Raw genomic sequence first — 12,581 nt, 5'->3', positions numbered from 1 at the left:
ACGGAGCGTAATGTGAATTTCACAGGCATTTGCCCGTAATGAGCAAGTTCGATGGGTCAGTCTTTCCAGAGCGATCTGTACACCGCCGCGGACGCCGGGTTCCTGGTGCATTCCGCCGCATCCCGGAACAGACTGCTCTGTACCCCACCCTCGCCGCAGTCGGAGAAGTACGCCTCGTACGCCAGATGCTCCGCATGCGCCGCGAACCACTCGTGCATCCATCGGATGTACTCCGGGTTCTCCTTCTTCGCGTCACCCGTGGGCACCACGCCCCACTCGCCCACCGAGAACGGTTTGCCGTGCGCCCGGGCGAACGCGTACAGCCACGACAGCCCTTCGGCCTTGGCCGCCGTCTGGTCGAACTTCTGCTTCGTGGGGCTCCACGGGAAGTGGTCGTAGTTGTCGATGCCGACGATGTCGACGTAGTCGTCGCCTGGATAGCAGTTCGTGCTCACCCCGCCGCACAGGCCGTCCGGGGAACTGTGCGCGTTGATCGACCAGTCGAGGACGACGTCCGGGTTGGCGGCCCGGATCGCGTCCGCGGCCCGGCGGTAGCACCCGATGTACGCCTGCGTGTCCGTCGCCCGCCACGGCATCGTGCGCTCCTGCATCTCCCAGCCGAGCCGCACGATCGAGTCGCCGCGGCCATGCCGCACCATCAGGTTCCCGAAGTCGCGCCACTGCACGTCGTACTGGCCGGCCGCACATCTCGGCAGCTCGGCCTCGCCGCCGGTCGGCACCAGCCCCTGCGAGACGACCAGGGCGCCCGGGAAGTCGTCGAAGAACTCGAAGGTCCACCCGGTGCCACTGGTCATGGTCTGGTAGGTGCTGCGGTCGGTGTAGGTCTGCGCTACCGCGCAGGGCCGCCCCCGAGCCGCACAGAACGCTTCGACGTTCGCGGTGTCCAAGGTCGGATCGCCGTTGACTCCGGACAGGCCGTTCGGTCCGGGCCACATTCCTGGGGTACGCGGCAGAGCAAGCAACCGTGCTGCCGACCGCGAGCCGGCCGGCGAAGCGGACCGGACGCTGTCGCTCGAAGCCGTCGCCGGGACCTGCGCCGGTTCGTCGGCGGTCGTGGTGCAGCCGCCGGCGGCGAGGAGCACCACCAGGGCGGCGGCAAGCCGGACGCGTGGCATGCGCGGATCCTCCCAGTTTTCGTCAGAATAGGCTTACCTAAGAATGGGTAATTGCAGCCTAACCTCGGATGTCGAATCGCGGTAAAAAGACAACAAGCGTGTCCCGCGAAATGCGGCCGGTTGCATTATCGTGGCTGGCGGACGCATGGAAAACGAGGAGGCCACGCCATGACGCAGATGATGGAAATGCCGCGGGTGTCGCAGTGCACGGTCAGCGGCTGCGGCTACAACCACGACGGATGCACCGCTTTCGCGATCACCATCGGCCGCCGCAACTCGGAATGTGACACCTACGTCGACTCCGACCTGCAGGGCGGGATCGGCCAGCTCACGGCCCAGGTTGGTGCCTGCAAACGCTCCGAGTGCAAGTACAACAGCAACCTCGAGTGCCAGGCCCCGGCCATCACCGTTGGAAGCGCCACCGACCGGGCCGACTGCCTGACCTATGAGGCCAGGTAAGGCTAAATGAACATTAGGCCCGCCTTCCCTGAAGAAGGCGGGCCTCATTTATTTCCCCATTCTTGGTGGCCGTCGGTTCGCACCACTCCGCGACTGACGAGGCGCCCTGAAGCACCGCCGGCCCCCGCAAGATCCACCGCTCCGGCCGAGGCATTCTCATCCGCAGGTCCCAGCCCGAGATCACCGTTGCGTCGCTTCGGGCCGCCGACCCGCCCGCCCGCCGGTCCACCTGTCGCCCCGGTCTCATCCCTTCCGCCCTCGCCGCCAACCGCTTCCCGGCCCCCTTCGGCTCGGCCGCCCTCTGCGCTCGCCGCTTGCCCCGCTTTCCCCGCTCGCCTTCTCGCCCTGCCCCGCCTGCCCTGCCCGCTGTTCCTGCCCCGCCTGCCCTGCCCGCTGTTCCTGCCCCGCCTGCCCTGCCCGCTGTTCCTGCCCCGCCTGCCCTGCCCGCTGTTCCTGCCCCGCCTGCCCTGCCCGCTGTCCCTGCCCCGCCTGCCCTGCCCGCTGTCCCTGCCCCGCCTGCCCTGCCCGCTGTCCCTGCCCCGCCGTTCGCTGCTTGCCCCACTCCTCGTTTGCTTCCGCTCGCCGCTCGCCGCCTCGCCGCCTCGCCGCCTCGCCGCCTCGCCTGCCCGCTCTGCCGCGCCGTGCGTCCCGCCAGCATCGCTTGACCTGCGCCTTCCTTGCTTCGCCGCCGGTCCGGTTGACCATCGCGACTTAGCGAGCTAGGTTGTTCTCAGATAAAGAATTACTCGAACTGAGAACAACTGAGGACACGCGGTGACGGACGAAGAGTTCCTGGCGACGTATGACCCGCACGCTTACGCGCCGGTAGCAGTGACGGTGGATGTCGTCGCGCTGACGATTCGGGACGGACGGCTGTGCGCCCTGCTCGTCGAGCGCGGCGAGTCACCGTATGCCGGTTGGCGCGCGCTACCCGGCGGCTTCGTCCGTGAGGCGGAGACGCTGGACTCCGCGGCGCTGCGGGAACTCGCCGAAGAAACAGCTCTGCGCCCCGGCGAGGACGCTCTCGACCAGGTGCACCTCGAGCAGTTGCGAACCTACGGCGACCCGGGTCGCGACCCACGAATGCGCGTCGTGTCGGTGGCCTACCTGGCGTTCGCGCCCAGCTTGCCCGACCCCCGTGCCGGCGGCGACGCATCCAGCGCGTTCTGGGTGCCCGTCGACGAGATCGGTGAACTCGCTTTCGACCACACGGCCGTGCTGGCAGACGGCCTCGACCGGGCCCGGTCGAAGCTCGAATACACCCCGTTGGCCACCGCCTTCCTCAGCGCCGAGTTCACGATCAGCGAGCTACGCGCGGTCTACGCCGCCGTATGGGGCGAAGACCTGCACGCCGGCAACTTCCACCGCAAGGTCTTGTCGGTGCCCGGCTTCGTGGAGAGCACCGGAGCGACCGCAGCCCGGGGTGGCGAGCGCGGCGGCCCGAAGGCCCGCCTGTACCGCGCAGGCGACGCCCGCCTGCTCCACCCGGCTCTGCTGCGCCCCACGAGGGAGGAGGACGTGCGATGACATTCGAGGAGGCGGTCGCCGCGATCAACTCCGCCCGAAGCTTCGCCGACCTGGCCGGACCACGCACCGCCCCGGCGTCGGCTGACTCCGCGGGAGGCTTCGCTGATCCGGCCGGACCGCGCTCCGAACCGGCGTCCATCTTCGTCGGCGGTGGGGACTCGGCCGCTGCGGTGGGGGAGCCCGTCGAGGCGTACCGAAAGCTCTCGAAGATCGTGCACCCGGACGCCGCACCCGCGACGGAGAGCGCGCGGGCGACCGAGGCCTTCGCGAAGTTGTCGGCGCTGTGGGCGGCGTTCAGACCGAGTGGTGACCACGCCGACAAGCCGGGTGGGCCGAGCGGTGACCACGCCGACATGCACGACGGGCTGAGCGGCGACATTGCCGATCTGGTGCCGCACGACGGCGGCCGGGCGCTGCGTAAGGTGCCGCGGCTGCCCGGCGACAACGACCTGATGACCGCCGAGGCCGTCGCGCTGCGAACACTGTGGACGGAGGGTGATCGCCAGTACCGGCCCTACGCGCCGCGTCTGATCGAGTCGACGCGGGACGGCCGCAAGCGGGTGAATGTGCTCGAGCGACTGCACGGCTTCGTGACGCTCGCCGAGGTGCTGCGGCGACGCCCGGACGGCATCGACGCGCGTGACGCGGCGTGGATGTGGCGGCGGCTGCTGACCGGGCTCGGCTGGGCGCACCGGGTTGGCGTGGTGCATGGCGCCGTGCTGCCGGCGCACGTGCTGATTCATCCCGAGGAGCACGGTGTGGTGCTGGTCGACTGGTGTTACTCGGTGGCGACCGGCACGCCGCTGACCGCGCTGGTCGCCCAGCACCGCGCCGACTATCCGCCGGAGGCACTGGCGAAGCAGCCGGCGACCCCGGCGACCGACATCTACCTGGCGACTGTCCTGATGCGACGGCTGATCCGGCGCCCGCCCGCGCCGATCGCCCGATTTCTGGACGGCTGCCTCTATGACGCGCCCCGCATGCGTCCTCAGGACGCCTGGGCGTTGCTGGCCGAGCTGGACGAGGTGCTCTTCGCCTGCTTCGGCCCGCGGAAGTTCCGGCCATTCACCGTCTGAGCAATCCACGTCTGAGCAATCCACGTCTGAGCAATCCACGTCTGAGTAACCCACGTCTGAGTAACCCACGTCTGAGTAACCCACGTCTGAGTAACCCACGTCTGAGTAACCCACGTCTGAGTAACCCACGTCTGAGTAACCCACGTCTGAGCAATCCACGTCTGAGAAGGAGGCACGATCATGGGCAGTGGACGCTGGTCCACCGATGTGTACGACGCCGCGAAGAACTATCGTGCGGCGACCGGGGCGAGCGCTTTCGCCTACAGCGACGGCGGTGCCCGGGAGGCGCACGCCGCACTCGACCCGAAGGGTGTCACCCACCGGGAGAGCCGGGACAGCCACGAGCACCCGTCGAGCACGCCGATCGCCGTGCTGTTCGACGTGACCGGCTCGATGGGCGGCGTGCCGCGCGTACTGCAGACGAAGTTGCCGCAGCTGCTCGGCCTGCTGACCCGCAAGGGTTACGCCACCGATCCGCACATCATGTTCGGCGCGGTCGGCGACGCGACGTGCGACCGGGTGCCTTTGCAGGTCGGCCAGTTCGAATCGGACAACCGCATGGACGACGATCTCGCGCGCATCGTCCTCGAGGGCGGTGGCGGCGGACAGAAGATGGAGTCCTACGAGCTGGCGATGTACTTCATGGCCCGGCACACGTCGCTGGACTCCATGCTGAACCGCGGCCGTCGCGGCTACCTCTTCCTGATCGGCGACGAGATGCCGTACCCGGCGGTGAAGCCGAACGAAGTCCGGGCCCGGATCGGCGACAAGCTGACGGAGCCGATCCGCACCGAGGCGATGCTGGCCGAACTGCAGCGCACCTTCCACGTCTACTACCTCCTGCCCACGGCGGCAGGTTGGGGCGGTGACGCCGAGGTGCTCACGCGATGGCGCGGGCTGCTCGGGCAGAACGTGATCGAGCTCGACGACCTGGACGCGGTGTGCGAGACGATCGCGCTCACGGTCGGCATGGGCGAGGACACCATCGATCTGGATGCCGGATTGGCGGATCTGACGGAGTACGGCTCGACGGCCGCCACCACGGTCGGCAAGGCGCTGGCACCGCTGCGGCGGCAGCTGCCCACGTCGGCCGGGAACATCCGGCTGTGACCAGGCACATCGCGGTCGTCGATCTCGGCTATGGCGACGCCGGCAAGGGGTCGGTGGTGGACGCGCTGTGCGCCACCGCTCCCCGCCGCGCGGTCCTGCGCTTCAACGGGGGAGCGCAGGCCGCGCACAACGTGATCACCGCGTCCGGCCGGCATCACACCTTCGCCCAGTTCGGCTCGGGCACGTTGCAAGGCGTGCCCACGCACCTCACCCGTTTCATGGTGGTCGACCCGCTGGCGCTGTCCGCCGAGGCATCCGCCCTGGGCAACCCGTACCACCTGCTCACCGTCGACGAGGACGCACTGCTCGCCACTCCGTGGCATCGCGCCGCCAACCAGGTGCGTGAGCAGCGGCGCGGTGCGGGCCGCCACGGTTCCTGCGGCATGGGTGTGGGACAGACCATGGCGTACGCCCTCAAGCACCCGTCCGCCCCACGTGTCGGTGACGTCCGCTCGCCCGCCCGGCTGCGTGCCCGGCTGGCGCAGGTCCGATCCGTCCTGACCGAGGAATACGGCCCGCTTCCCGCGCCGCCCCTTCCCGCCGTGGTGGAGGCTTTCCTGGCCTTCGGACGGGCGGTGTCGATTGTGGACTGGAACCATGTCGCGACTCTGCTCCGCGAAGGTCCGTGCATCTTCGAGGGCGCCCAGGGCGTGCTGCTCGACGAGTGGCGGGGATGGCATCCCTACACCACGTGGTCCACGACGACGTTCGGCAACGTGGCCGCGCTGTGCGACGACTTTCTGCGGCTCGGCGTGGTGCGGACCTACACGACCCGGCACGGTGCCGGGCCGTTCGTCACGGAGGCGCCCCTCGATCTGCCGGAGGCTCACAACGGCGTAGGAGAGTGGCAGGGGACGTTCCGGGTGGGCCACTTCGACGCGGTCGCCCACCGTTATGCGGTGGAGGTGTGCGGCGGCGTCGACGGCTTGGCCGTCACTCACCTGGACGTGGCAAGTCCGGCGCTCCAGATGTGCACGTCCTACGAGATCGAGGGCGCCCGCTGGGACCGCATCGCTCCCGGCGAGTTCAAGGATCTGTCTCACCAGTCGGCCCTGACGGCCCTGCTGTCCGAGGCCTGCCCCGGCGACCTGCACCGCCCGGCGGACTGGCCGGCCGAGATCGGCGCGGCGCTCGGTGCTCCGGTGCTGCTCGAGTCTCACGGCCCCGCCACCGGCCACAAGAAGGTGCACGCCTCGCTGCTGACCGCGGCCCCGAAGAGCGTTCCCTCCCATCGTTAGATCCACCCCTGCTCCCACGCCGCCCGGGCCGCGGCATGGCGATCGTTGACAGCAAGCTTGGCGATCGCGGTGGACAGATAGTTCCGCACAGTCCCCGGAGCCAGGTGGGTGGCGGCGGCGATCTCCTTGATCGGCTTACCCTGCCGCGTGGCGCGCAGGACGTCCCTCTCCCGTGGCGACAGCGGGCACGGCTGCTCACTGAGCGCATAGGCCGCAAAGTCCTGATCCACATAGCGCCGCCCGCCGTGAACCTGGCGGATGATCTCGGCGAGCGCACTCGCCGGCGTGGTCTTCGGAACGAAGCCACGCACGCCGGCCCCGAGCGCCCGCCGCAGAACACCGGGCCGCGCGTGTCGCGTGACCAGCACGACGGGGATGGTCAGCTGCTCGGCCGCCGCAATGCCGTCACCGGGCGGCATCTCGAGATCCAACACGGCGACGTCGGGCCGCACCCGCCCGGCCAGCGCCACGGCCGTCTCCCCATCGGCAGCCTCGCCGACCACGCAGATGTCCGCCTCGAGATCGAGCAGCGCCGCCATGGCGCCGCGGATCAGCACCTCGTCGTCGGCAAGGAGCAAGCGGATCATGGAGCCGCCGTCCCTCGCTCGGCCCGGTCCCGGTGCGGGGTCACTGTCTGGCTGTTTGCCGCGCTCTCGTGGCGGCCGATCTCGAGGTGGCCGGTGTGGCCGGTGCCATCGTCTTCCCCGGGTGTCCGCGGCAGCGCCGCCTCGACTTCGAAGCAGTCGGTGCTCGACGCCCAGCGCAGCCTGCCGCCCGCTGCGGTGAATCGCTCCGCCAGGCCGGTGAGCCCTTGACCGTCGCCGTGCAAGCGGGCGAGTGGGTTGTTGTTGCGAACCGTGAGCCGCACCTCGTCGGCGGTGGCCGCGAGCGTGATGTCGGCCTTGTCGGCGTCACTGTGCCGGAGCACGTTCGTCGTCGCCTCGCGCACGAGCAGCGCGAGCAAGCGCCGAACCTCGGGTCGCACGTCGTCGTAGGCGACGAGATCCGTGTGGCAGCGAACACCGCCCGCCTTCAGCAATCCGACCGCGTTGGCCAGCTCCGTCTCGAACGACACCTCGCGGTAGCCGTGCGCCACGCTGCGGGTTTCGGCGAGAGTCCTACGCGCCAGCTCCTCCACCGCGCTCATCTCGGCCGCCGCTCGCCCCGGATCGACCGCGACCAGCCGGGCGGCCAGCTCGCTCTTCAGAACGATCGCCTGAAGGTTGTGCCCCTGGATGTCATGCAGGTCGGCCGCGAACCGCTGGCGCTCCCGGTCGACCGCGTCCACCGCTCCGCGGACCCGATCACGATCCACCTGGACCGCGACCTCCCACACCCAGAACTGCGCCATGAGAGCGGAGACGCAGATGAACGTCGCGCCGGTCGCGATCAGCGCCGCCGGCCAGTCTCGCGTCGCCAGCACCACGGTCACGCCCGTGACGGCCAGCCCGATGCCGGCGATGGGCAGGCGCGGCCACCGCGTGCAGATCATGGCTCCCGTCGTGACCACGGCCGGCACGGCGGCTGTCGGCCAGATGCTCCGCGGGTCCTGTGCGGTGACGATCACCGCGGCGACCGCGCCCACCGGCATCAGCCGGAGCACCCAGGAGCCGGGCCGAGCGTAGAGCGCTCGCACATAGAGAACACCCGCCACGGCGCACGCCGCCACCGCGGCCGGCGTGGGAGACAAGGCCACCACGAGCAGCGCGGAGAAGAGCAGCGAGCCTGCGGTGAAGTGCCGCAGATAGCGCAACGAGCGGGTCATGGGGCCATCATGCCGCTCGGCGGATCCGGTCCGGTACTGACAAATGTCATCAGCTTCGATGACACGATGTCACTACCCGCGGGCATCGGACGCGGCCACGCTTCACCCATGATTCAGTGCAGCGGGACCCACTTCGCCTATGCCGGCCACCAGGCGTTGACCGGTGTCGACCTGACCGTCCGTGCCGGCGAGATCGTCGCTCTGCTCGGCACCAACGGGGCCGGCAAGACCACCCTCGTCGACCTCATTCGCGGCCTGCTCAGCCCGGCCGCCGGCACAGTCCGGGTGCTGGGCCGCGATCCGTGCCGTGAGCGGCGCGCCCTCGCGCCACTGATCGGCATGGTGCCGCAGGACTCGGGTTTCACACCCGGATTGACCAGCGCCGAGACACTCCGGTTGTGGACCGGGCTCAACGGGCGGGCGGCCTCGGGGACGCTCGCTGAGGTGGGCCTGGCCGGGCGCGCCAGGGTCAAGGTGCGGCACCTCTCCGGCGGCGAGCGCCGTCGCCTCGACCTCGCGATCGCGCTGTCCGGCGATCCTCCCCTGCTGGTGCTCGACGAGCCGACCGCGGGCCTGGACCCGGAGTCACGGGACAGCGCGTGGGAGGTGCTCCGGCACCGTGTGACGGCCGGCGCCACCGTGCTCGTGACCACGCATTACCTGGAGGAGGCCTCGCAGTACGCGGATCGTTTCGTCGTGCTGCACGAGGGCCGGGTCGCGCGTTCGGGCAGCGGGGACGCGGCGGCGGCATTCCGCGCGGTGACGGCTGGGCAGCACGCGGCGGTACGCGAGCAGGCGGCGGTGCGCGAGCAGGCGGCGCAGCACGTGGCGGTACGCGAGCAGGCGGGGCAGGACCGGGCGGTGAGAGACCAGGCGGTGCAGGACGCGGCGTCGAAGGGCAGTCCGGGACGCGGTGGGGCAGGGCCGGGCGGGGCAGGGCCGGGTGGTGCGGGATTCCGCGGTGCAGGACCAGGTGGGGCAGGGCTGGGCGGGCAATGGGCGGCGGGGGAGGAGGGGCGATGATCTGGCCGGTTCTCGCGCGGGCTGAGTTCGCGCTGCTGTGGCGCAGCCCGCTCGCGCTCGCCAACGCGGTGCTGCTGCCGGTCGGTGCGGGCGTCGGCTGGATGCTGCTGGCGCGCGACTCGTCGATGGGGCTCAACGCGGATGCCGTGGCCATGCAGGTGCTGCTGCTTCTCGGGTGCACGCCTTACCTGCAGGCGGTGACCATGCTGGCCGCGCGCAGGCAGGAGCGAGTGCTCAAGAGGTTGCGCGAGAGTGCGCTGACTCCGGTCGGCGCCTGGGCGGGGTTGCTGGCTCCGCTGGTGCTCCTCGGGATCGTCCAGACCGTTCTGCTGATCGCGGTGACCCTGGTCGCCGGCGTCGATCCGCCCGGACGGTGGTGGCCCCTCGTGGCCGCGGTCGGCCTGGGCACGGCGTGCGCCTCGGTCCTGGCGGTGGTCACGTCTGTGGTGACTCCCGCGCCGGAGCTGGCTCAGCTGACCACGGTGCCGGTGTTCCTGACGCTGTGCGGCGGGGGGCTCTGGGTGCTGCAGGGCGGGCAGTGGGCGTTCCTGCTGCCGGGCGGTGCGGTGACCGAGCTGGTCCGGCTGGCATGGCATCCAGGCGGTGCGTGGTTCGACGGCTGGCGTGACGTCGCGGTGATGGTGACCATCGCCGGCGTGGCCGGGCTGCTGGCGTGGCGCTACTTCCGATGGGATCCGCGCACCGGCTGAGCGCCATCGATGCAGAAGTCCGCGTCATCGATACAGAAGGTCCGGGTCCGCTCGACGTGCACCTGGGCGCCGCGAGCGCCGGCCGTGCCCGTTCACGCGAGCCCGGCCGGCGACGATATCGAAGGAGGTGCGACAAGTGCTACAGGTACATGCCGGTGCTGGGCGTCGACTTCGGCACCGTGACGGGCTGGGCGCCGGTACGCAGGGCGTAGAGCTCGGCCAGCGTCGCGCCCTCCGGCCCGATACCCCTCGACGTGCCCAGCCAGTGTGCAGCCTCCGCATGGGGCAGCCGGCCCACCTCGATGCTGGCCAGGCACCGGCCCGGTCGCACCACGGCCGGGTGCAGGGAGGCCAGGTCCTCGTTCGTCGTGATCGCGATGAGGGCGTTGCGGCCCTGGCCGAGCAGGCCGTCGGTCAGGTTCAGCAGGCGGGACAGCGACTGGCCGGCGCTCGCCTTGGCCTCGCCGCTGACCAGCTCGTCGCAGTCCTCGAGCATCAGCAGGCGCCAGCGCGGCTCGTCGTCGTCGCCGGTGCCCAGCGCCACGCTCATCAGGTAGGCGGGATCGCTGAAGAGGCGCTCGGGGTCGAGCACGCAGTCGACCTGGCACCACGAACGCCACTGCTGGGCGAGTGCGCGCAGCGCGGTCGTCTTGCCGGTGCCGGGCTCCCCGTGCAGCAGCAGGAGCCGGCCGCTGACGACGCTGCCGTCGAGCACCATCAGGCGTTCCAGCGTTTCGGCGACCGGGGTCGCGTAGTTGCCCCTGATCTCCGGCCACGGTGCGGCGTCGATCTCACGCTGGACCCGGCGCGGGCCGTGGGCGCCGAAATGCCAGAAACCGATGGGCACACTCTCCGGCGCGGGCTGCGGCTCCTCGACCGCTCCCTCGGTGACCGCGGCCAGCACGGACTCGGCCAGTTCAGCGCTGATCGCGGTGACCGTCACGCGGGCGCGGCGGCTCTGACGCCAGCGCGACACGTGCAGCGTCCACCCCTCGCCGACGGAGAGGCGGCCCTGGCCGTCCTCCTCGACGGCGTCCCGCACGACGCGGGCGTCGTCGGTGCTGAGCGGCGCGTCGGCGCGGACGTTCTCGAGGTAGCTGCTGCGGCCGAACGGCTCCCGCCCGGTGACGAACGCGTCCAGGGCGAGCAGGTCGACCACGTCGATCAGGCGGTCCCCGTCGTCGACGGACGCGGCCAGCGGCAGAGCGTGGTGGGTGGGCAGGCTTGCGGCCGCCTCCACAGGACGGCTGCCGAGCCGGTCGACGGACTGATGGGGTGCACGCATACCCACCATGATCGTCCCGATGCGGCCGGAAATACAGCCGTTTCCCCTTTGAGCGATTCCCGCGCATCATCCTCCGTCCAGTCCGGACAGTCGAAGATGCAGGCCAGCGGGTTGCGCGGGGACGAAGGGGGCCCGCTAAGGTGAGGCAAGCCTTACTTGATGAATCGGGAGATTTCATGACCGGCCATAACCTTTCCCGCCGGGGACTGCTCTTCGGCGCTGTCGGTGCGGCCGCAGCCGGCTTCCTCGCCGCGTGTGGCAGCGAGGGCGACGGCACCGGCACCGGCAGCGGCACCGGCGGCGCTGCCTCGCCGGGCACGGGCGGCGGCACCTTCCCGGCGTCGGTCGCCCACCAGTTCGGCACGACCACGGTCGAGGAGGCGCCCAAGGCCGTCGTCTCGCTCGGCTGGGCGGACGCCGACGTGCTGCTCGCGCTGGGCGTCGTCCCGGCCGGCATCCTCGACTGGTTCCAGGCGTGGCCGGTCGGCGTCGGGCCGTGGGCACAGGCCAAGCTCAACGGGGCCAAGCCGACGGTGCTCAAGGGCCCGGAGATCAACTTTGACGCGGTGGCGGCGCTGCGGCCCGACCTGGTCACCTTCACCAAGTCGGACAACGTGAAGGCCACCTGGGAACAGCTGGAGAAGCTGGCGCCCACGCTGTCCGGCCCGACCGGAACCCAGCCGTACGGGACGACGCTCAAGGACCAGACCGTGATGATCGCCGAGGCGCTCGGGCGGAAGGCCGAAGGCGAGAAGCTGGTCGCCGACAACGACAAGGCGCTGGCCGACGCCAAGGCGGCCAACCCGACGTTCGCGGGCAAGACGGTGTGCGTGGCGGCGGCCTTCGCCGGTCAGTACGGCGCATACACCCGCGGGGACGGCCGGGTGCAGTTCATGGAAGCGCTCGGCTTCACCAACTCGCCGAAGATCGAGGCTCTGAAGCCGGCGTCGTTCTACGCGGAGATCTCCAAGGAGCGGGTCAGCCTGCTCGACGCCGACCTCACCGTGATGTTCGGCATCGGGGCCGGCGCCGAGCTCAAGAAGGACACCGTGCTCAACAGCATCCCGGCCGCCAAGGCCGGGCGGCTGCTGATCGTCGACGACGCGGACCTGGTCAACGCGTTCTCCACCAACTCGGTGCTCAGCACCCCGTTCACGCTGGAGAAGTTCCTGCCGATGGTGCGGGACGCGCTGAAGTGACCACCACGGCGGCGGCCGTCAAGGCCGGTTACCTCCCGGCCGCGGAAAGGGTC

The 12,581-nt window shown here is 70.4% G+C and carries 12 protein-coding genes; 8 read left to right on the top strand and 4 right to left on the bottom strand.

What is annotated here, in order from left to right; all coding sequences use genetic code 11:
- Nucleotides 1–56: 56 nt before the first annotated feature.
- Nucleotides 57–1,136, bottom strand: coding sequence for a glycosyl hydrolase (locus QSK31_RS44395; protein ID WP_285691084.1), 1,080 nt, complete (start codon nucleotides 1,134–1,136; stop codon nucleotides 57–59).
- A gap of 168 nt (nucleotides 1,137–1,304) precedes the next feature.
- On the opposite strand from QSK31_RS44395, the gene QSK31_RS44390 reads away from it, so the two are divergent.
- The 5 genes from QSK31_RS44390 to QSK31_RS44370 all read left to right on the top strand — a co-directional run bounded on the left by QSK31_RS44390 (nucleotide 1,305) and on the right by QSK31_RS44370 (nucleotide 6,546).
- Nucleotides 1,305–1,595, top strand: coding sequence for a DUF1540 domain-containing protein (locus tag QSK31_RS44390; RefSeq protein ID WP_285691082.1), 291 nt, complete (start codon nucleotides 1,305–1,307; stop codon nucleotides 1,593–1,595).
- 774 nt (nucleotides 1,596–2,369) lie between these two features.
- On the top strand, nucleotides 2,370–3,122 hold the full coding sequence (locus tag QSK31_RS44385) for an NUDIX hydrolase (protein WP_285691081.1): 753 nt from the start codon (nucleotides 2,370–2,372) through the stop codon (nucleotides 3,120–3,122).
- Nucleotides 3,119–4,198: a molecular chaperone DnaJ gene (locus QSK31_RS44380; RefSeq protein ID WP_285691080.1), complete on the top strand. Its 1,080-nt coding sequence runs from the start codon at nucleotides 3,119–3,121 to the stop codon at nucleotides 4,196–4,198. The genes QSK31_RS44385 and QSK31_RS44380 overlap by 4 nt, the downstream gene beginning before the upstream one ends.
- Before the next feature lie 180 nt (nucleotides 4,199–4,378).
- The gene (locus QSK31_RS44375) at nucleotides 4,379–5,308 is read left to right on the top strand and encodes a hypothetical protein (RefSeq protein WP_285691079.1); all 930 of its coding nucleotides are present in this window, start codon (nucleotides 4,379–4,381) and stop codon (nucleotides 5,306–5,308) included.
- Entirely contained in the window at nucleotides 5,305–6,546 is a 1,242-nt protein-coding gene (locus tag QSK31_RS44370; RefSeq protein WP_285691078.1) for an adenylosuccinate synthetase, read from the top strand. Before QSK31_RS44375 ends, QSK31_RS44370 begins: the two co-directional genes overlap by 4 nt.
- Here QSK31_RS44370 and QSK31_RS44365 read toward each other — a convergent pair.
- Together QSK31_RS44365 and QSK31_RS44360 are read right to left on the bottom strand one after the other, a co-directional pair.
- Nucleotides 6,543–7,133 (bottom strand): response regulator transcription factor, encoded by a 591-nt coding sequence (locus QSK31_RS44365; RefSeq protein ID WP_285691076.1) that lies wholly within the window; start codon nucleotides 7,131–7,133, stop codon nucleotides 6,543–6,545. The genes QSK31_RS44370 and QSK31_RS44365 overlap by 4 nt on opposite strands.
- Nucleotides 7,130–8,311 carry a sensor histidine kinase gene (locus QSK31_RS44360; RefSeq protein WP_285691074.1) on the bottom strand — a complete coding sequence of 394 codons (1,182 nt, stop codon included), beginning with the start codon at nucleotides 8,309–8,311 and terminating at the stop codon, nucleotides 7,130–7,132. Before QSK31_RS44360 ends, QSK31_RS44365 begins: the two co-directional genes overlap by 4 nt.
- 108 nt (nucleotides 8,312–8,419) lie before the next feature.
- Between QSK31_RS44360 and QSK31_RS44355 the strand changes: the two genes are divergently transcribed.
- Both QSK31_RS44355 and QSK31_RS44350 read left to right on the top strand, forming a co-directional pair.
- Nucleotides 8,420–9,334 (top strand): ABC transporter ATP-binding protein, encoded by a 915-nt coding sequence (locus QSK31_RS44355; RefSeq protein WP_285691072.1) that lies wholly within the window; start codon nucleotides 8,420–8,422, stop codon nucleotides 9,332–9,334.
- Nucleotides 9,331–10,044: an ABC transporter permease gene (locus QSK31_RS44350; RefSeq protein WP_285691071.1), complete on the top strand. Its 714-nt coding sequence runs from the start codon at nucleotides 9,331–9,333 to the stop codon at nucleotides 10,042–10,044. The genes QSK31_RS44355 and QSK31_RS44350 overlap by 4 nt, the downstream gene beginning before the upstream one ends.
- Nucleotides 10,045–10,183: 139 nt before the next feature.
- Here QSK31_RS44350 and QSK31_RS44345 read toward each other — a convergent pair whose 3' ends face one another.
- Complete coding sequence (locus tag QSK31_RS44345; RefSeq protein ID WP_285691069.1) at nucleotides 10,184–11,329, bottom strand: DUF5925 domain-containing protein; 1,146 nt, start codon at nucleotides 11,327–11,329, stop codon at nucleotides 10,184–10,186.
- Between the two features lie 176 nt (nucleotides 11,330–11,505).
- Here QSK31_RS44345 and QSK31_RS44340 point away from each other — a divergent pair, with 176 nt between their 5' ends.
- The gene (locus QSK31_RS44340; RefSeq protein WP_285691067.1) at nucleotides 11,506–12,528 is read left to right on the top strand and encodes an ABC transporter substrate-binding protein; all 1,023 of its coding nucleotides are present in this window, start codon (nucleotides 11,506–11,508) and stop codon (nucleotides 12,526–12,528) included.
- Nucleotides 12,529–12,581 lie beyond the last annotated feature (53 nt).

This window comes from Actinoplanes sp. NBRC 103695, from assembly GCF_030269485.1.
Classification (GTDB): domain Bacteria; phylum Actinomycetota; class Actinomycetes; order Mycobacteriales; family Micromonosporaceae; genus Actinoplanes.
The sequence above is the reverse complement of the archived record's forward strand: the minus strand, read 5'-3'. Positions and strand labels throughout refer to the sequence as shown.